This is a genomic window from Maridesulfovibrio salinus, assembly GCF_055394525.1.
This window is the reverse complement of the sequence record NZ_AP042461.1, coordinates 1,676,599-1,694,670: the sequence shown is the minus strand read 5'-3', so window position 1 is coordinate 1,694,670 and position 18,072 is coordinate 1,676,599. Positions and strand designations below refer to the sequence as shown.

The following is an 18,072-nucleotide window of genomic DNA, read 5'->3' as shown; positions in this document are numbered from 1 at the left end:
TCATGGAAACTCTACTCGAACTCATAGCGTGGTTCTTTGCAGGATGGCTCACAGCCCTTGCCATATCAGGCTTAGTGGGAGTGGGCATACTCACTGCCTGTCTCTACAAGGAACTTAAAAAATGGCGAGGTAAGCGTAATGGATAACCGTGTCGCAATCATCGACGGTGACATCCTTGCCTACCAGATAGCATCCAGAGAGGAGAAACCGATCAACTGGGGTGACGGCTTCTGGACCCTTCATGCAGAACAAGGGCCAGCCGAAGTTGCTCTGGAGGATCGCGTTCTCCAACTCCAGGAAACCCTTAAGTCAGACAGGGTAATCATTGCTCTGTCTGACGACGACTACAACTTCCGAAAGGACGTCTATCCGAAATACAAAAGTAACCGGAAGGAGAAACGTAAGCCAATGATCCTTCCGGTTCTCAAGGAGTTCCTTATGGAAACCTTTGAAACCTTTCGGCGTCCTGGGCTTGAAGGTGACGACGTTCAGGGAATCCTGGCTACCTCCAAGGTGATCCTTAAGGCAAAGGAAAAGATCACATCCATATAAAGAGTTCCACCAGGAACTATAATAACATGGGCCACTTCTTGACTTGAATGGATAGTATTAATATTTAACAGTCAACAAAAACACTTAAATACCTATAATAGAAGGAGTAAACATGAAAAAGACTTTATTAATTTTCAGCCTTACCAGTCTTCTCTTAGGGTGTGCGGGTCATAAGAACAAAGAACAGCCTATAGGTCCGCAAGTTAAAAAGGCTGAGAAGATTTGGAAGCAGTGCATTATGGAAGAAACGGAAAAATTTATTGATGCCACAAATGATCTTTTCCAGTCTTCCGAAGCAGCACTGGAGCAATGTGAGCCCCTAAGCAAAGATGTGATCCAAGCACTCAAGAATGAAGGTAGAAATTATTATGTGATCAAAGGCTACCTTAATGCATTAGAAAAAGACAACTCTGCCTTTGCTAAATGGTATGGAAGAGGAATTATGAACGGTTCCATAAAAAGGAGATCGACAAACTAATTTTGTATTTGCTAAATAGCTGTCAGTGGTCGGTATGAAATTCACTTAAACATTCCGGCCACTGGATGTATGACACAGATAATTAAAACTGTAACACTATGAAGACAGTACCCTGTATAGGGTCTGACGGCTAACCCCATATTCCTCAGCCAGAGCCTTCTTCTCGGACCCTGCTGCAACCTTATCCTTTATCTCTTGCACCTGCTCCGGTGTTAACTTGGCTTTCCTTCCGCAATGCTTGCCCTTAGCTTGAGCCTTTGCAATTCCTTCCCTCTGACGTTCCTTGATGATCTCCCTTTCAAACTGAGCCACTGCACCTATGATCTGTAATTGCAGTGTCTGGAATGGGTTCTCTTCTCCGGTAAACGTCAGGGACTCTTTATGAAACCTTACAGCAACTCCTTTTCCCGTCAGTATCTCAAGAAGGGACAGAAGGTCACTCAGGTTCCTTGCAAGGCGGTCTATTGAGTGAACGTGAAGAGTGTCACCTTTCCTCAGAAATCTAAGACATTCCTCAAGGACAGGACGCTTAGAAGTTGAAGCACTGGCCTTCTCTTCATAAACGTGGTCAAGCTCTACCTTATCAAGCTGACGGTCTGTTTTCTGGTCTGTTGTGCTTACACGGATGTAGCCTACTTGTGTCATGTCTTTACCTCCTGTTGCGTTGTCGTGTAACAAAAGGTTTAGACATGATAAGAAGTAGTGTCAATAAATTAAATTACAAGGTTGTGTGACACGGTGTTGTGCGGGTTAACTGCGGCAGTGTAACATGTCACATAAGGTATACCTTTTGAGACAAGAGAGCTAACCTTCAAAGTATGAAGGGTATAACTAATCGTTACACCCTTTGCGTGGTTTAAAGGGGATTATTTGTCCCCTTTGTATACTGTCATTAGTAATGACGGTATCCCGCCCATTGGTAAGACCCTCCCTGCCCATCACATACCTATTGCTGACTCCAGGTTCCTATAGGAGAGCGAACGGCCCTACCGGGGGAAAACCGAGATAGGAATATATTGTAAAGCGTCTCAAATTTTTCAGTGAAAATATTCCTGGGGATGCGTGGTGGAAATCACAACGGAGGTCTTAAGTGTCTTCAATTCACAAACCTGACCTCCCATTTCGGTATATCAGGATTACCGCGCATATTAAGCGTAGCAATCCTGAACATAAGCAATCATTGCGCTAACTTGGTGAACCTAACCCGTCTAATTGACGGGTATCTCGGATTATTAATCAGAGCTTTGTCTCCGGTGAAGCCCATAGCAAGGAAGACGAAGCCGTCACGAGTGATGTGGTAGACCGGAGACTTACGCTTCACAGCACCAGCCTGGACTTCGATCTGCGTCAATCCAAAATTGGATGCACGGAAATCCTCAGAGCAATCCAGATTCTCGATGTCCCGAAGAACATGAAAGTGTTTCTTCCCGAACACCTCGGCAACCTTGAGGATGGTGGTCATTTCGACCACGATGCTCTGAGGTATTACCGTATTGTTCACCCTTCCGTGACGAAAATCTTCACAGAACATTCAACCGTTCGGGTAAAGCGAACGGTTCAAAAATATAAAAGAGAGGACTGCACAAATTGAGCAATCCCCTCCAGTAACCCCGTAGCCTACCTACGGCCCACCTTAACCAGTCCCATCTTAACGGCTGCTTTCCACGGGATTTCACCCATTGTCGCAGTCTTAAGGACAACTTCATTACCAACCTTACGGGCCTCAAGGATACCATCACCAAGGTCAGCGTTAAGGATTGCGTCAGGATTCATCTTATCCATGTCTGCAAGGAACTCTCCGGCAAGCTGTTTGTAACCGGAGGTTGTACGCTTAACAGCATGGTCCATGATGGCTTGATGGAGTTCTCTCGGCTTATTGTTCCGTACCCATTCAAAGCACTGCTGAGGATCGAGGCCCATATCAGAGACAACCTTATATGCCTGCCCTTCAAACTGAGAGCGTAGGCCATTAACGATCTCTGCCATTTCTCCAGGCTCTTTGCCTACCTGAGAAGCTGCACGACCGAGATAACTATCAATGTCTTCACCTGCTGCGATACGGTTCAAGGCTCCCCATATCGTAGACTGATCGACCATGCTGCCAATGGCATTAAGAGTATTTTCTGTGTCGTCACTGAAATATTCAGGCTGTTCACTCTGTTCAGAATCTTCCTGTTCAGATATTTCCGGCTTTTGTGATGGAGAATGACGAGGAGCTTCACTGTAGGTTCCATCAGGGTTCACCTGGAGGATGCCAATGTTCACAAGGTCTTTAACTCTGGCCTCTGTCCCATCAGGAAGGATAACAAGAGAATCATCAGTCAGATTGCCTCGGCCCCTGATCGGAGTACCTGAGGCTGTCCTTCCAGTATCCAGGTAGTGTGCTCCACTTTCTTTGGCTTTCTGCTGTTCGTCCCAAACATCGTATGAGTGGCTTCCATCGTCGACTATGGTCTTACCGCTGTAGACATCACAGGTCATGCCTGGGCCATTGTCCTCAATGCTTCCATGAATGGGAGTGGAAGGGGCTTTAGGAGCGTAAAGCTGTGACATTGCTTCATCGTAACTGGTCATATTCTTTTACCTCTTTGCGTTGATTAATTTGGTGGTTAAAGGTTGAAAGGTTTGTCCATGTCTTCAAGATGGGAAGGAAGTGTTTGCCGCTCTTCTCGCTCTTTCTTGATCACCTGTCGTGCGACATTGAGGGCAAAGGAGCCAATGGCAGAATCACATATACGATCTGCCAGGAAGTCCTTCACGCCTACGGTAATCCTGTTCTTGCGATAGATGGTCTTTCCTTCCCATTCCTTGCGGGAAGATGGGAGACGTAGAATCCGAGTAATCAAAGAGTGTCTGAACTCTCTGTCATTATGAAAACGCCTGGGTTCATCTTCCTGCATGAGGAACATGGCTATAATGACTGTGAGAATATCCGAGGGCTTAACCCCGGCATTGCGGAGGGTAACGAGCCAGTTGCTGACACGAGGCCATACAGCTTTCGATTTGTGATTGATCTCGTGCCATTGAGCTTTCGCTAACAGATCACCAAGGACAATCCTGGCTCCTACAAGAGCACCATGATTTTTATTGGCCTCGGTAAATATTTGAGCTTTTTCCAGGTATGGACGTAGCTCACCTTTGGTCACTGTCTTACCAAGTGGATGCCCTGTGCTTCTGTTACGATCATCATGGTATTGGCAATACTGGCTAAAGTTCTTCCGGTATCCAAAACACCCTGGCACTGAGCAATGCTGAGGGTTTGCCTTTAGACGAGCTAATCTTTTTCGATCTTTATCATTCATCGTCTTTGTAGAATCTGTGGTAGTTCTCTAAGGCAGAAGCTCCGATGGAAAGACCTGCACCCAGGAGACTGGGACTCGAAACCTTGGAAGGAGTATATCTCTGGAAACTGGAGCCACGGTTCTTTGCTTCCCTTCGGAATCCTTGAATCTGAATATCGTTCTGAACAGAATCCATCTCATAACCATGCAGGATGGAATCTTTGTAACGAGCTTCCTGTCTGTAGAAGTCAGCCATAAGGGAATCAAAGGACAGACCAGCGGATTCACTGGAGGCCATTGCAGTACCTGCTTTCTGGAGGGCTTCAATGTGCAGGTCTTGGATTTCAGCGGAGGCAGCTTCCTGTTTCTGCATAAGCTGCATGTTAGAAGCTGCGGCCTGTTCAACGTATGTTTTGTTTGCGATCTCAGCGTTCTGGAGCATGGCTCTCTGGTTCTCTTTCGCAAGACGGGCTTGATACTCAGCCCGTGCGTTGGCCTGTTCCTGGCCCTGCATGTAGCTTACTCCAGTAGAGGCTGCTGCCATAGCCATTGAAGACCAGAACGCTGTTGTTGCACTTATCGGTTCACACATAGGCGTAACCCCTACGCAATGCCTATCAACTTCCTGTCTTCATCTGAGAGCTTTGTTCGGGAGTTAAAAGGATTTTTCCCAAAGCGAAAAGGGAAGAGAGGACAGGAAGTGACAGGGCATTTCTTAACTTCGTTTGAGCTACCGCCAGAGCAATCAAGACACTTGGCTCTGACAGCCTTAACCGGAGAGGTAATTGAGGTGTCTGTTTCAGTATTCATAATTTTCATTTTTCGGGACTCTGTGTCCCATTTTTTTACACAAGGGGTTTAAGATGAACTTTGGTAAGGGAAGGAAGCTAAAAATTCATGGAAGGGGTTATAGACCCTGGTTCACGAGCAAAAACGGGTATATCTGCTACTGGTTCCAGGACTCATCATCGTAGGTAGGAAGATCAGCCGTAAGTTTCTCCAGAGCCTCACGCATTGCTAAGGGATCACCTATGGTGTCCTGAGTGACTCCATTGTCTCGGAGGAACTGACGGACCACGTTAAGAAACGAGGCTTTTGGTTCATCGTCATTTTCCAGTTGTTTCATCATGGTGTCCCTGAGGGCATACCAGAGAGACTTTAGCTGATCTTGATCTGCTTTTGCCATTCTTAACCTCCTGTCTGTTAAACGATTGAGCTTTTACCTCTGGCCCCTGCAAGCATGAGAAACTTGATAAGTTCTTGGTCTGACTCTTCACCTGCCTTGAGGTTCCTGAGGTCTTCTGCATGAATGACCAGGGAACGACGAACAATTGCAGAAGCCGACAAGGAACGACCTCCAAGCTTTTCACTGTACCAATCACGGATGAACTGGAGGTCTTCTTCAAGTTCTGGAGTGGTACAGAAAGCATGCTTCTGTGTTTTGCCTGCACCCTTAAGGCGAACCTGAGGCTGAGTGTTGCTGCTGCGGGGAATCTTCAAAGTATCGCTGTTGCTTTTGACGGTCTTAGACATAGCTACTCCTGTATGTGGTTAATGGTTTACTTTTGACAAAAGAAAAGCAGGACAGCCGTAATGACTGCCCTGCTGTACCCAACGCAAAGAGACGATGGGAGGGAGGATCAATTGTGAAGAAGAATCATAATCGAAGAAGCTCACCGCTCTGACTGTTCACCATCAGACAATCAAAGTGATGAGCTTCTTAACTCTGTTCTGGCCTACCGAATAGCTACCAGGAACTGAGACTGACCTCTTGGTCTTGCTTCAAAGGAGAATTACATGAACAAAGAATATCTTTAGAACACCTATGGTATTCTTATGGGTTAACTTAAGATAGGGATATAAGAAGAAGATAAGTAAGATTAAACTTAGGGATAACTATGAGAAGACTATAGATTACCTATGGTACTCTTATAGGTATCTTATAGGGAATCCTTCTTCATCCCTGGGTCTCTCTCCTTACATAGTGCGTCCTAATTCCATCTATCAGGAATCTATAGGTATCTTATGGGGAATCTTTCTTTCATCCCTGGGGTCTCTTCTTACTAGTGTGGGTCAATTCTAAGGTTTTGAAATTAATAGCAAAACAAGTTTTTATTATTTTAAATTTAAGTATGCCATTTCGTTCTTCTTGAATCCCTGACGGAACCAGAGGTCGAGGACGAGAAACGCTTTACCACCTCAGTGACAACCGCAAATCTGTTGACCACATTTTTGACATCGTGATTGACCAAAACATTCAAACAGAGGGCACAGGAGACTTTCAATCACCTGACGATCAACTCTATTTTATTTCAAGCACTTAACTCTAAATTACAAATATAATGTGCCACACATGATTTAAAAATGTGGTAGCTCCAAACCCGGATATGTCAGTTGCTCAATACCTTCTTTCAAGCGTTTCAACGGGTAAGCATTACTTCCGTATTTACGCCCTTCGGTAACTGGAGCATGGCCTGTAAGAGCATCACTGACCTCTTCTTGAACACCACCTTCTCTGAGTCCATCCTTGAAGCTGTGTCTGAAGCTATGAAAAACTTTGCTGCTGTCGAACGCACCATATTTTCTGGCGTATTTGCTCCACCACTTAGACCATGAAGCAGTTCGCTTTTCCCCCTTAGACTTGAGTAGAGGGAAGAGTTGAGCTTCTTGCCCTGCTTGGCCCATCTCTGCGACATAATCGAGAAATCCTAACTCAATGAGCTTGGAATGAATGGGAACACGTCTTTTAGAGCTTTCGGTCTTACGCCGTTTATTATCGTCGACGGCAGTCATATCGAAATAATAGATGCCCTGCTCGTTTTTAATATCGTCCACAGTTAACTGTCCAAGTTCTTCAAGTCTGGCTCCTGTGAACGCAGCCATCAATGGTAACCACTTGGCAGCTTCCCCTGCTCCTCCTTTGGGCCTGTCAGCTTCTGAATAAATCGGGAAATTAAAAATAAGGTTCAGGTCTTCAACACTGTATGGTTGACGAACGGTCTTCTTGGTCTTTGTAGATTTTGCTTTAACTTTGGATGCAGGGTTCACTTCAATATAGGCATTTTCAACAGCCCAGTTCAGTACAGCCCCAATTGCACCCAGTCCTTTATCGTTGACTGTCCTTGCTGACAAAACTTTTACATCAGGATGTTTATCAGTGTACTCAACGAGTTCAGGAACAGTCATTTTCAAAAGCTTTCCTGACGGACGAACAGGCAGCCGAAGCATTGCATCTTTGAACGCCCTGACATGGGCTTTCGTGATCTGAGTAATCTGGAGATCGCCATGAAGCTCAACAAAGCGTCTTACATATGTACCAAAATCTTTGACGGTTTTTTCTGGACCACCTGCTGACTTATGTTCTTCAGACCACTTTTCAAAAATTTGTGTAAAAGTAGGAGCTTCCGAAACCGAAGAAGGAGCATGACTGAGCATGCCTTTACTTAAAACAGGGCGAGGGGGTGTATCAATAGGCTTTCCGGCATGACGTTTCCTAACAAGATCAAGAGTTTTTACTTTTGCCTTCAAAACAGCGTGTAGCCCTCCCGTATATTAGTCCCAGCGCAAAGTAGAGATTTCTGTTAAAGACAGCCATGAAGGAGGTTGTTTCGATGCGGAAATCCAAATTTAGTGAAAGTCAGATTATCAAGATCTTGAAAGAGGCCGAAGGCGGTCGCAGAGTCGTAGACGTGTGCCGAGATTACAAGGTCAGTCAAGCCACGTACTACAAGTGGAAGTCGAAATACGGTGGTATGGAAGCTTCCGATATGCGTCGCTTGAAAGACCTCGAAGAAGAGAATCGTAAGCTCAAAAATATGTTCGCCAATTTGAGCCTTGAAAATGAAGCTCTGAAGGATGTCATAGCAAAAAAGCTTTAAAGCCAGCTGAGAAGCGTGAGCTTGTTGACTACCTTCGCAACGAATTTTGCCTCAGCATTCGGCATGCATGCAGTGCGCTGCGTTTAAGCCGCTCAGTGTATGGCTATAAGCCTAATCCGCGCGATGATTCGTTGATCATTGAGATGCTTCTTAAGTTGGCTGATCGGTATCCTCGTTACGGGTTCAGAAAATTATTTATCCTGCTGCGCAAGCAAGGACACCGCTGGAACCATAAAAGGGTTTATCGAGTTTACTGCATGCTTAAAATGAATTTCCGGCGAAAGGGTAAGAAACGCTTACCGTCCCGGAATCCTCAGACTTTATCAGTTCCACCAAAGGCCAACATCTGCTGGTCAATCGACTTTATGCATGACTCGCTGATGAGTGGACAACGGTTTAGAACTTTTAATGTGCTTGATGATTTCAGCCGTGAATGCTTGGCAATTGAAGTCGACACAAGTCTGCCCGCCGGAAGGATTACTCGTGTGCTGGACAGAGTCTCAGCGTGGCGTGGTTTTCCTGAGAAAATGAGGATGGATAACGGTCCGGAGCTTATTTCGGTAACATTGGCAGACTGGGCTGAAAGAAATGGTGTTGAACTGGAATTTATTCAACCAGGTAAGCCAACCCAAAATTCATATATCGAACGCTTCAACAAAACGTTCCGTAATGAGGTTTTAGATTTCTACTTGTTCTCAACGTTATCTGAGGTCAAGGGCATAACCGAAGACTGGATTCGTGAATACAACGAAGAGCGACCTCATGAATCGCTCGGAGACATGACTCCGGTCGAATATGTCCAAACACATTCACCCCAAGAAAACTCTACTTACGGATGGCACTAACTTGGGGAGGTTTACAAGCGTAGCTAAGCTCTCGGTAAGAATCACTTTCCTTATCAACCTTAACTTCAATTTCATTCAGTATCCAATCAACATCCTTTGCAATCGGCTTGAGATTACCAATAGCAAGCTGTTCTGCTGATTCAGATATGGCTAATGCTAAAACCTCATCCCATAGATCATATTCATGATCGCTTAATCCAAGGATTCTGGTTTCCTCATCTTCTTTCAAAGCCTCGTGCATCCACAAAGTGGCTATACGCTCAATTTCAACCTGGGATAATTTTTCAACGGACTTCGCTTCTTTTAAACGTCTCTTTGCAGCAAACTCCTGATCCAACTTCACAGACTCAAGACGGACACGTTCAAGAGCCTCTTTGGGATCGCTGGTACGCAGACTGAAATAGACCTCTTTCTTTTCGTAAATGTCCTGTAAATCAACAGGGACTTTCGCACGAAAATAGTAATTACGGCTGCCTTTGCGGCGGTGTAGGCGGGTATGTTTGCACACGTCTTTCATGCCTCCGGTGTAGCATACTGGTGTAGCAGTTTGGAAGCAGAAAAGTAAAAGCCCTCGGACACTTAAGTGATTCCAAGGGCTTAATTATGCTCTGGCGGAGAGGGAGGGATTCGAATACATATGATAAGGGTTTGTTTTAATAGAATTTAGATAGTTTTATTTTTGTGGTTACTCAGGGAGTTACTCAATTTTATGAAAAAAAATTCTATTTTTTTGATGAATCCCATTTACAGAATATAATTCTCTCACTAATTAATCACATTGCAGCTTGCCCCCAATTGCCATGTAAATGCCTTCTTCAAAAAAAGAGATTCCAATAATGGACCACGATCTTGATATAACTGTCGACGACAATGGAACTGATGCCCATTTAATACATCCCAAAGACGACAAATTAAAAAGGGCTCACCTTGCGAAAAGACTAGCTGAAAGCATTGTCAAACTGGACACAAGTTCTTCATCATACGTTATAGGAATTCAAGGAAAATGGGGAGAAGGTAAAAGTTCTTTCATCAACTTCATCATTTCATATCTCCCTCATAATGAACTATTTCCACAATATAAAGATGCATCCTTTTTTATAAACCCAGCCCTCCCGCGGCCTACTATTAGGGATCATGAAAATTTAGTTGATATATATCACTTTGCTCCATGGAGATTCTCATCCGCTGATGATTTAGTTAAAAAATTCTTTGACAACCTACCTCGAAAAGACAGTTCTATCTTCACTGATGACAACTGGAAACAAATTCAATCATTCGTCAACACTGTTTCAAAAATCAGTAACCAAACTAATAAAATAACAGCTAAACTGCGTCAAATTTATATAGCATTATATGGAGCTGGTTTCATAACGATCCCTTTAGAGTACTTTAAAAACAACATCACTATATACTTTTCACCTATCATATTATTCTCTTTAGCTTTCTTTTTCACAATACCAGACTTGTATAATTTATTCTTTGATAGCAAAAACAAGAAAAAGGACTCACTCGAGAATGACAAGCTTAAAATTAAAAATATAACAAAAAAATGGAAAGGAAAACTAGTAGTCATCATTGATGATATAGACAGACTAGAACCTAGAGAGATACGTCAAACTATCAGACTTGTTAAATCACAATGCGATCTACCAAACATTGTTTACATTCTTGGATACGACAAAAATGAAATAGCAAATGCCTATTCAGACATTAAGAAAGAGAGCTCCCCTGCCTTTTTAGAAAAAATAGTACAACATGAAGTCCATTTAACTCCGCTTACTGAACCACAGGCTGCTGAAACATTAATTTCAATGACTAAAAAGCACCTGAACCTCGACAAAGTTGAGACAGAGGAGCTACAACTAGCATTATCTCCCGAAGCCCCCGTTGCTAAGGCTGGCTATGACCATTCAACAGGTAAAATAATACCACACTATTTTAAAACAGTGCGTGACTTAAAGCGCTTCTTCAACTCGCTTAAATTTGCAGCCGCGCCATTTAAAACGAAAAAAGTATTTCAAAGAGATGTGACAGACTTTCTCCTCATTGAAATATTACGCTTTTATAACCAAGATGCGTATAAATACTTATCCTCTAGAAAAACACAACTAACAACATTCAAGCACGATAAAACGAATAAAGAGATAGAAACCCTGAGTTTTTTCGATGAACACGCAAAAGAAATTGCAAAATATTTATTTTTAAATCATATAAACAAAGCGAGCATCAAAAGAGGCATACGAATTATACATCCAGAATACTTTGACAGCTATTTCTTGCTATATATACCAGAACAACGAATCAAATATGAACATATATTAAAATTATTTAGTACAGCAACAGACAACCAAGAGGATACTGTACTACAGATAAAAGAATACGTGCAAAAAGAGTATATTAGTGTTGCAGATCAAATCAACAGAGAATATTATAATCTTCAAGAAATAAATTACGAAAACGCCGCGCCAATGCTTAAAGCTCTTATTTTAGCTCAAGATAACATTAGACGAAACTCACCAGAGACATCACTGACAATTGATACCATAAGAGCATATGAAAAAGATGACGCACACGCTGCTAATCTGTTATTATTTTTCGTGCAGAACTCAAACAACCTTTCGGCATCTGAACTGCTATTTATGAATACGAAACAAAATGTTTCAAAAGAGAAATATGATGAATCACTAAAAGAATGCTTAAATATTTTTGAATCAAAATTAAAAAATGGGGACAAGGAGGTATTTGACCAAGATGCTCCATTTCTTTTTCCAATACTAGTAGAACGCATACCTGAAGAGTTAAAATCTTTCTTGAAAAACAATTTAGTCCAATTTCCATGTGCCATTCTTCCATTCTTTGGAAACGCTTCAAGCAAATCAGCTAACGCAAGCTGGATAAGACAACACATTTCAGGCGAAACTTTGGAAAAATGGTTCACTGCCGCAAAAGCAACACTTGAAAACACTACTTGCCCTAAACAGTCACTTAAATCAGCTATTAATCTCATGAAAGATGATAGTTATGCTTATGGCCAACCTTTAAGTGATTATACTAAAGGAGTTCCTCCAACTTCGGTAAAGAGTGCAAAATAGATTAAATTCTATTCTACACCCCGCCAATCCTGACTATGCCGCAGCACCCTCAAAATCTCGACATCTTCATTGCAGCAATACGCCACAAGATACGCGCCCTTAAGCACGATCAGCTCACGAGTTCCCGCAACTCTACCAGCTCGGCCTATTTGGGGATGCTGCTCTAAACTCTTCACATTTTTTAATATGGCTGTGACTACTTTTCTAGCTGACTTCGGATCATCCTGACTTATATATTCGTAAATGGAATCCAAATCCTGAACGGCCCGTTCAAGCCATTTAATCCTCGGCATACTTTGCCTCTAAGTCTTCCTGAGAGGTCCACTTAGCTTCTGGGCTTCTGGCTTCATCAAGCCCTTCCTGAATCGCTTTGACCTGCCATTCATTCACATCAAGATAACTGGAAATAGCTTCGCCAAACAAAAAGGCCTTCGATCTATTAGTTGCCTGAGCCAACTTTTCAACGCGCTCTTTCATTTCCGAAGTCATACGAATTGTTACGACTTCACTCTTGGGTCCTTTACTTATCATTTTTTGCGCCCTCCGTTTGTATTACAACATATTACACTGTAATACTAAAGCCAAGTCTTTGTTTAGCCATTTCAGAGAACCATAAAAATGATTTGTGACACCTGTTGTGGATCTTTGAGGTGCTCATTGCTTAAAAATTTCATAAAATCGTACGCTTTTTTTACCCCGCATTTAATAAGCCCCTAAACTATTAAAGATCAGGGGCTCAAAAAACAATAACAGACTATATAGAGTAATTCTGTCCTAGCGGCAGAGCTAAATTAATCATAATCAATGATTTCATGAACTTCATCAACACAGGTCTGCTTTCGACTATGGTTATCTGCTGTAAACCATTCCCCCTCAACCAACTCTAAATCTTCTAATCGGCTAATATCAAGGCATCGCCAGTTTTGCGGTGAGCCACTAACAATTGGCCTAGAACTACTATCTCCACCAAACTGGTACAACAAACAATGCATAACCCCGTTTTTCAAACCAAGCACATGCGGACACATTTCGCGCCTACAACCATTATAAATAGCATGCACTTGCTTCTTTTCTTGAATAGCCTGCTCTAAGAGCTCATACGTAGACATAAAGTTCTCCTGCAACAAAGATAATTAAACAAGTTTAAATAAAATCTTAAAAAGTTCACAATTTAAACCTGTATCACCATTATTCTCTTTATATCAACAAATCAACATTACTTAAAAGATTCATGTCACCCACTATTCAGCCGAGCGACCCTTATCCTTAAGCAAGACCGAACAAAATATATAAATTTTAAACCGCGTCAAAACCATTACTCAAAAAATAAATTTATTTTTTATTTCAGAAAACGTCATTTAACGTCCCACAGCGTCCCCTGACACAATTCAGTAACATATCAACCTAATTGGATTAATTAGTTTTATATGGTATCAATTGCTCCCATATAATTTCACATTTCAACTACGCACACGTACCAATTAGGAGCAGATATGGAAAAAACACCACTTTTCACGGAAAAAGAATATTCTGATACTTTTAAATGGTTCATCCGGCTCAAGCGTACTTTTGACAAAATGAAAGGACATGGCGTCCAATCGGTGAAAGAACCACCAATCATCGAAAGGATTTATCGCCATGTCCACGAGTTTTATCTACCATGCCTTGGGCCTGCCCGGCTATGACTATGTCAGGCAGGATTTTGTTGCCGGTAACGTGCTGATTTATGTGAGACCAAAAGCCAAGCTTGTTAAGTGCTCCCGCTGCAAGCATCGTCATGTGATTCATAAAGGAAGGAGCGAGCGTTGGTTGCGCACCGTTCCCATCGGTATCAAACCGATTTGGATTGTTGTAGATGTGCCTCGTGTTCAGTGCCGGAAGTGTGGTTGTGTCAGGCGTATCAAGCTTTCCATCGCAGACCCACGTCGCTGGTATACGCATAAATTCGAACGCTATGTCAGGTCACTGGTCAAGATGATGACAATGCTTGATGTCTCTACTCTGCTTGGAGTCGGTTGGGATGTGGTCAAAGACATCTTCAAGCGAGACCTGAAACATCGATTCGGACAGCCCAAGCTATCGAAATTGAAGTACATTGCAATCGATGAAATCAGCGTACGCAAAGGTCATAAATACCTAACGCTGGTCATGGATTTAAAAAGCGGAGCTGTCGTGTTTGTCGGTGACGGCAAAGGGGCTGACGCTTTGCTGCCTTTTTGGAAAAGGTTGAAACGCAGCCAAGCCGGGATCAAGGCTGTGGCAACGGATCTCAGTCCCGCATATATCGGTGCGGTTCTGAAAAATTTACCGCATGTTCCTCTGGTCTTTGATCATTTCCACGTGGTGAAACTCATGAACGATAAGCTCACCGAAGTTCGGCGCAAGCTTCATCGGGAGATAAAAAATACGATGGGCAAAGACGTGTTGAAAGGCACGCGCTGGCTGCTGTTGAAGAATCCTGAAAATCTAAACGCGGAAAGGGATGAACAGCAGCATCTGGAGGAGGCTCTACGGCTAAACAAGCCACTGGCGACAGCCTACTATCTGAAAGAAGACTTGCGTCAGATATGGAGTCAGCCAAGCAAGAAGGATGCAGCCGAGTTTCTAGAGAGTTGGATATCTCGTGCGAGGGCTTCTGGCATCGCTCCACTCGATACTATGGCAAAGACGTTGGCAACGCATAGCTTTGGGATACTCGCTTGGTTCGATCATCCCATTTCATCAGGGCCAATGGAAGGTACGAATAACAAAATCAAGACCATGAAAAGGCAGGCATATGGATATCGTGATCTGGAATTTTTCAAGCTCAGGATCATGGGTATTCATGAAGCGAAGTACGCTTTAACCGGATGAACCTTTTAAATTGTTAGTATTCCTTATTATGGGTGTAGGACTAGAAGCAAATCTAGCAGCTCGTTGTTTCCAATTAGCCGCAATTCTAGCTATATTTCCAACCGGTTTTTTCTTGGAAGGTAGAAGCCGAATAAAAAAGAAAAAGGCTAAGCAAAATAGAGTACTACGGGACCAGCCATTCACTGGAGCAAATAACCTACCTGCACTTTCTATAGAACAAAACCTTTTGAAACGTTACCTTTTGATGTCCACGATGTTTTTGATTCTTTTACTGTATGACCTTGAGGGAAAAAACATCCAGACCAAGCCAGAAGCCGAAATTATAAATAAACCTAGAAAACAACAATCTACTATCGCTATTCCGCTTCCATGCTCGGAAAACAGCCGAGTTAAGCCGAGCAGAGTTGCCAAATGGGAAAGGGATAAAGACTTAAAAAATCACTACGACATAGCTCTCAATAAAATTCTTACTTGGGAAAAGTCTGTAAATGAACCAGTTAGAGCACATAAAGAAGCACTCATCCATGCCTCGCGCAAATTTTTTAGCTCGTACTTCATTTACGGAGTTCCTACGGTATCTAGAGAAATGTTCATCACAGATGTAAGTGACTATATGAGAAAGACCCCTTCAATAAAATTCATTGAAAAAAGAGCCACAGAAGCATGGCAATATCTTCCAGAAGATTTGAAACTAAGTGGCGGAACAACAGCTAAAAGCCAGAAGAAGAATCGGCAGGAGACCCCTTAAAAAAGTTTAAGCCCTAAAATAAATTTAGTATCTTGTTGAATTAATGTGAAAACGTATGATTTCTCCTGATGTCAAAAAACACAACACAGGAGAAAATTAATGAACGGTAATGAAAAAGAACTTCTTTTAAATCCACATGCTGGATTCCTACGTCTCAAGGATGTTCTCAAAATCATACCCGTAGCCAGAAGTACATGGCTGCGCGGAGTTGAGAGCGGCAGATTTCCCAAGCCCGTTAAATTAACCGAACGAACTATCGCTTGGGGCGCGGCTGAAATCTATGAACTTGTTGAGAAGCTCCAAACCGAAAATTCTTATCCTTTTGCCGAGGGTAATGAATAATGCCTTACCTGAATGAATTCAAACAGATATTAGAAGAACATGGAATCTCAAGCGAAAATTTAATTCGTGACGGCCAGTTGCACCGGACTGCAACACACACCAAGCCTCATAAGAAGAATGCGGCCTACATAATCCACAACACCGATCCTGCCCTTTTGTGGTGGTGTAATTGGGAAACAGGAAATCAGGGCACATATTCCCCCAAAAACGCCACAGACACAACTGCGAATCAGGCAAAAGCTCAGGAACGGTTAGCGGGTATCAGAAAACAGCAGCGACTAGAGCAAGAGCTACGGCATGAAGAAGCGAAAGACCGAGCTGCAAGCATATTACAAAGCTGTTTACCCTGCACACACAGTGAATACCTACAGCGCAAGAAGCTGCCTATAGATGACAACATTTTCCAAGGTCGAAATGGCGAACTCATAATTCCCATTCTTTCAGAAAGTGAGTCCGTACAAAGCTTACAGCGTATTTTTCCAGACGGTAAAAAGCGGTTCCTAACTGGCGGAAAAATAAATGGCGGATTCTTCTACCTTGGCAAAAATCCTGAAAAAGTAATTTATCTATGTGAAGGCTATGCCACCGCTGCAAGCATATATCTCGCCTCAAAAGAGACAACTTACTTATCCTTCTCAGCCCACAATTTAAAGGCTGTCGCTTTATTCCTGCGTAAAAAATATCCACAAATCCCCATAATCATATGTGCCGATGCGGATGAAGCTGGTCAAAAGAACGCTGGAGCGTGTCTAACCATCACGAATTTGTCCGTAGTAACTCCTTCATTTTTAAATGTTGAAGGATCAGATTTTAACGACTTGCATTTAAGTCAAGGACTTGGAGAAGTTTCAACGCAGATTGAAGCGGCCTACTCTACACATATTCAAGCACAGAAATCGCAAGCGCTATGTGCAATTAAACTAGGAGATTTTTTAGAAATGCCCCTACCAGAACGAGGATTTCTACTGAAACCAGTTATTCCAACTCAAGGGTTAGTCATTATGTATGCACCGCGTGGAATAGGTAAAACCTTTGCAGCGTTAAGCATGGCTTTGGCTATTTCTGGTGGAGGAGAAATTTTTGAATGGCGAGCATCCAATCAGAGCAGAGTTTTATATGTTGACGGAGAAATGCCAGCAAGGGCTATGCAGGAACGGTTAGCATACCTTGCGATGGGAAATAACGTTCCTCCTAATGCCACGAACAACCTTGTCCTTGTCACTCCGGACATTCAGCCCTGCCCCATGCCCGACCTATCTACTTATGCAGGACAACAAGCCCTTGAACCGCTGTTAAAAGACATTTCTCTCTTGGTTTTAGATAATATTGCCACCCTATGCCGGACAGGTAAGGAAAACGAAGCTCAGTCATGGCAAAATATGCAATCGTGGCTGCTGGACTTAAGACGCAGGGGAATTGCCGTTCTACTTATCCATCATGCTGGCAAATCTGGCGACCAGCGAGGCACAAGTGCCAGAGAAGATATCATGGACACAGTGATCAGCCTACGCCGCCCCAAACAATACAAAATGACAGAGGGGGCTAGGTTCGAGGTTCACTTGACCAAAGCTCGTGGAATTTCTGGCGAAGACGTAAAGCCCTTTGAAGCACTTCTATGCAGCGAAAAAGAATCCTTTTACTGGAAGATAAAAGATATCGAAGATGCTGAATTAGACGAACTCAAAGCTCTTTTATCCGAAGGTCTGAGTATTCGAGATTGTGCTGAAGAAATGGGAAAATCCAAATCCGCAGTGCACAGGCTAAAAAAGAAATTGGAAGCCATGAGTTGAGAGCAAAATAGACTGCCAGTCCCGCTTTTAAATTCTATGGGATTCGGGACACTGGGACAATAAAATTCGATCCTAAATTATGAGAGAATATTTACCCCCTATCCCCTTGCGCAAAGTCCTCTGGTGAAAAAAATAAAAGTAGCAAATGAAGCCGAAATAGAACTCTGCCAGGTACGAAATTAAAGCAAAGTGCAGCTTTGTCCCACTGTACCA

21 protein-coding genes are annotated in these 18,072 nt (G+C 42.9%); 9 read left to right on the top strand and 12 right to left on the bottom strand.

Annotated elements, in window-relative coordinates; all coding sequences use genetic code 11:
• Positions 1–2: 2 nt before the first annotated feature.
• The 3 genes from ACZ5PW_RS07580 to ACZ5PW_RS07570 all read left to right on the top strand — a co-directional run bounded on the left by ACZ5PW_RS07580 (position 3) and on the right by ACZ5PW_RS07570 (position 1,030).
• On the top strand, positions 3–146 hold the full coding sequence (locus ACZ5PW_RS07580; RefSeq protein WP_319760775.1) for a hypothetical protein: 144 nt from the start codon (positions 3–5) through the stop codon (positions 144–146).
• Positions 139–552, top strand: a complete 414-nt coding sequence (locus tag ACZ5PW_RS07575; RefSeq protein WP_464559503.1) for a hypothetical protein — start codon at positions 139–141, stop codon at positions 550–552. Before ACZ5PW_RS07580 ends, ACZ5PW_RS07575 begins: the two co-directional genes overlap by 8 nt.
• A 112-nt stretch (positions 553–664) precedes the next feature.
• Positions 665–1,030 carry a hypothetical protein gene (locus ACZ5PW_RS07570; protein WP_464559501.1) on the top strand — a complete coding sequence of 122 codons (366 nt, stop codon included), beginning with the start codon at positions 665–667 and terminating at the stop codon, positions 1,028–1,030.
• A gap of 96 nt (positions 1,031–1,126) precedes the next feature.
• Here ACZ5PW_RS07570 and ACZ5PW_RS07565 read toward each other — a convergent pair whose 3' ends face one another.
• The 8 genes from ACZ5PW_RS07565 to ACZ5PW_RS07530 form a co-directional block, all read right to left on the bottom strand.
• A complete protein-coding gene (locus tag ACZ5PW_RS07565; protein WP_464559499.1) occupies positions 1,127–1,675 on the bottom strand; it encodes a recombinase family protein in 549 nt (182 codons plus the stop codon).
• Positions 1,676–2,207: 532 nt separating this feature from the next.
• Entirely contained in the window at positions 2,208–2,531 is a 324-nt protein-coding gene (locus ACZ5PW_RS07560; protein ID WP_464559497.1) for a Rha family transcriptional regulator, read from the bottom strand.
• Positions 2,532–2,647: 116 nt separating this feature from the next.
• Positions 2,648–3,604, bottom strand: a complete 957-nt coding sequence (locus tag ACZ5PW_RS07555; protein ID WP_464559495.1) for a hypothetical protein — start codon at positions 3,602–3,604, stop codon at positions 2,648–2,650.
• Positions 3,605–3,639: 35 nt separating this feature from the next.
• Positions 3,640–4,176 carry a hypothetical protein gene (locus tag ACZ5PW_RS07550; RefSeq protein WP_464559493.1) on the bottom strand — a complete coding sequence of 179 codons (537 nt, stop codon included), beginning with the start codon at positions 4,174–4,176 and terminating at the stop codon, positions 3,640–3,642.
• 148 nt (positions 4,177–4,324) lie between these two features.
• Entirely contained in the window at positions 4,325–4,903 is a 579-nt protein-coding gene (locus ACZ5PW_RS07545) for a virion core protein, T7 gp14 family (RefSeq protein ID WP_464559491.1), read from the bottom strand.
• A 354-nt stretch (positions 4,904–5,257) separates the two neighbouring features.
• A complete protein-coding gene (locus ACZ5PW_RS07540; protein ID WP_464559489.1) occupies positions 5,258–5,497 on the bottom strand; it encodes a hypothetical protein in 240 nt (79 codons plus the stop codon).
• 17 nt (positions 5,498–5,514) lie between these two features.
• A complete protein-coding gene (locus tag ACZ5PW_RS07535; RefSeq protein WP_464559487.1) occupies positions 5,515–5,844 on the bottom strand; it encodes a hypothetical protein in 330 nt (109 codons plus the stop codon).
• A gap of 825 nt (positions 5,845–6,669) precedes the next feature.
• Positions 6,670–7,839, bottom strand: a complete 1,170-nt coding sequence (locus tag ACZ5PW_RS07530) for a site-specific integrase (protein ID WP_464559485.1) — start codon at positions 7,837–7,839, stop codon at positions 6,670–6,672.
• An 83-nt stretch (positions 7,840–7,922) separates the two neighbouring features.
• Here ACZ5PW_RS07530 and ACZ5PW_RS07525 point away from each other — a divergent pair.
• A protein-coding gene (locus tag ACZ5PW_RS07525) for an IS3 family transposase (protein WP_464557112.1) occupies positions 7,923–9,034 on the top strand; the annotation gives its coding sequence in 2 pieces (ribosomal slippage) (positions 7,923–8,175 and positions 8,175–9,034; 1,113 coding nt in all).
• On the opposite strand, the gene ACZ5PW_RS07520 is transcribed toward ACZ5PW_RS07525, so the two are convergent.
• Positions 9,015–9,551 carry a DUF6538 domain-containing protein gene (locus tag ACZ5PW_RS07520; protein ID WP_464559483.1) on the bottom strand — a complete coding sequence of 179 codons (537 nt, stop codon included), beginning with the start codon at positions 9,549–9,551 and terminating at the stop codon, positions 9,015–9,017. The two genes, ACZ5PW_RS07525 and ACZ5PW_RS07520, sit on opposite strands and share 20 nt — an antisense overlap.
• Before the next feature lie 319 nt (positions 9,552–9,870).
• On the opposite strand from ACZ5PW_RS07520, the gene ACZ5PW_RS07515 reads away from it, so the two are divergent.
• Complete coding sequence (locus ACZ5PW_RS07515; protein WP_464559481.1) at positions 9,871–12,126, top strand: KAP family P-loop NTPase fold protein; 2,256 nt, start codon at positions 9,871–9,873, stop codon at positions 12,124–12,126.
• A gap of 8 nt (positions 12,127–12,134) precedes the next feature.
• Here ACZ5PW_RS07515 and ACZ5PW_RS07510 read toward each other — a convergent pair whose 3' ends face one another.
• The 3 genes from ACZ5PW_RS07510 to ACZ5PW_RS07500 form a co-directional block, all read right to left on the bottom strand.
• On the bottom strand, positions 12,135–12,419 hold the full coding sequence (locus ACZ5PW_RS07510; protein WP_464559479.1) for a type II toxin-antitoxin system RelE/ParE family toxin: 285 nt from the start codon (positions 12,417–12,419) through the stop codon (positions 12,135–12,137).
• On the bottom strand, positions 12,406–12,657 hold the full coding sequence (locus tag ACZ5PW_RS07505) for a CopG family ribbon-helix-helix protein (protein ID WP_464559477.1): 252 nt from the start codon (positions 12,655–12,657) through the stop codon (positions 12,406–12,408). Before ACZ5PW_RS07505 ends, ACZ5PW_RS07510 begins: the two co-directional genes overlap by 14 nt.
• 260 nt (positions 12,658–12,917) lie before the next feature.
• Positions 12,918–13,235, bottom strand: a complete 318-nt coding sequence (locus ACZ5PW_RS07500; RefSeq protein ID WP_464559475.1) for a hypothetical protein — start codon at positions 13,233–13,235, stop codon at positions 12,918–12,920.
• 529 nt (positions 13,236–13,764) lie between these two features.
• On the opposite strand from ACZ5PW_RS07500, the gene ACZ5PW_RS07495 reads away from it, so the two are divergent.
• The 4 genes from ACZ5PW_RS07495 (at position 13,765) to ACZ5PW_RS07480 (ending at position 17,859) form a co-directional block, all read left to right on the top strand.
• On the top strand, positions 13,765–14,979 hold the full coding sequence (locus ACZ5PW_RS07495) for an ISL3 family transposase (RefSeq protein ID WP_464553331.1): 1,215 nt from the start codon (positions 13,765–13,767) through the stop codon (positions 14,977–14,979).
• Between the two features lie 28 nt (positions 14,980–15,007).
• Positions 15,008–15,727 (top strand): hypothetical protein, encoded by a 720-nt coding sequence (locus tag ACZ5PW_RS07490; protein ID WP_464559473.1) that lies wholly within the window; start codon positions 15,008–15,010, stop codon positions 15,725–15,727.
• 99 nt (positions 15,728–15,826) lie between these two features.
• Complete coding sequence (locus ACZ5PW_RS07485) at positions 15,827–16,069, top strand: helix-turn-helix transcriptional regulator (protein WP_464559471.1); 243 nt, start codon at positions 15,827–15,829, stop codon at positions 16,067–16,069.
• Complete coding sequence (locus ACZ5PW_RS07480) at positions 16,069–17,859, top strand: AAA family ATPase (protein ID WP_464559469.1); 1,791 nt, start codon at positions 16,069–16,071, stop codon at positions 17,857–17,859. The genes ACZ5PW_RS07485 and ACZ5PW_RS07480 overlap by 1 nt, the downstream gene beginning before the upstream one ends.
• The last annotated feature ends 213 nt before the right edge of the window (positions 17,860–18,072 follow it).

Excerpts from the sequence above, each read along its gene's own strand:
- ACZ5PW_RS07580 (WP_319760775.1), top strand. The coding sequence starts at position 3 with ATGGAAACTCTACTCGAACTCATAGCGTGGTTCTTTGCAGGATGGCTC.
- ACZ5PW_RS07575 (WP_464559503.1), top strand. The coding sequence starts at position 139 with ATGGATAACCGTGTCGCAATCATCGACGGTGACATCCTTGCCTACCAG.
- ACZ5PW_RS07570 (WP_464559501.1), top strand. The coding sequence starts at position 665 with ATGAAAAAGACTTTATTAATTTTCAGCCTTACCAGTCTTCTCTTAGGG.
- ACZ5PW_RS07565 (WP_464559499.1), bottom strand. The coding sequence starts at position 1,675 with ATGACACAAGTAGGCTACATCCGTGTAAGCACAACAGACCAGAAAACA.
- ACZ5PW_RS07555 (WP_464559495.1), bottom strand. The coding sequence starts at position 3,604 with ATGACCAGTTACGATGAAGCAATGTCACAGCTTTACGCTCCTAAAGCC.
- ACZ5PW_RS07545 (WP_464559491.1), bottom strand. The coding sequence starts at position 4,903 with ATGTGTGAACCGATAAGTGCAACAACAGCGTTCTGGTCTTCAATGGCT.
- ACZ5PW_RS07540 (WP_464559489.1), bottom strand. The coding sequence starts at position 5,497 with ATGGCAAAAGCAGATCAAGATCAGCTAAAGTCTCTCTGGTATGCCCTC.
- ACZ5PW_RS07535 (WP_464559487.1), bottom strand. The coding sequence starts at position 5,844 with ATGTCTAAGACCGTCAAAAGCAACAGCGATACTTTGAAGATTCCCCGC.
- ACZ5PW_RS07520 (WP_464559483.1), bottom strand. The coding sequence starts at position 9,551 with ATGAAAGACGTGTGCAAACATACCCGCCTACACCGCCGCAAAGGCAGC.
- ACZ5PW_RS07515 (WP_464559481.1), top strand. The coding sequence starts at position 9,871 with ATGGACCACGATCTTGATATAACTGTCGACGACAATGGAACTGATGCC.
- ACZ5PW_RS07510 (WP_464559479.1), bottom strand. The coding sequence starts at position 12,419 with ATGCCGAGGATTAAATGGCTTGAACGGGCCGTTCAGGATTTGGATTCC.
- ACZ5PW_RS07505 (WP_464559477.1), bottom strand. The coding sequence starts at position 12,657 with ATGATAAGTAAAGGACCCAAGAGTGAAGTCGTAACAATTCGTATGACT.
- ACZ5PW_RS07500 (WP_464559475.1), bottom strand. The coding sequence starts at position 13,235 with ATGTCTACGTATGAGCTCTTAGAGCAGGCTATTCAAGAAAAGAAGCAA.
- ACZ5PW_RS07495 (WP_464553331.1), top strand. The coding sequence starts at position 13,765 with ATGTCCACGAGTTTTATCTACCATGCCTTGGGCCTGCCCGGCTATGAC.
- ACZ5PW_RS07490 (WP_464559473.1), top strand. The coding sequence starts at position 15,008 with ATGGGTGTAGGACTAGAAGCAAATCTAGCAGCTCGTTGTTTCCAATTA.
- ACZ5PW_RS07485 (WP_464559471.1), top strand. The coding sequence starts at position 15,827 with ATGAACGGTAATGAAAAAGAACTTCTTTTAAATCCACATGCTGGATTC.
- ACZ5PW_RS07480 (WP_464559469.1), top strand. The coding sequence starts at position 16,069 with ATGCCTTACCTGAATGAATTCAAACAGATATTAGAAGAACATGGAATC.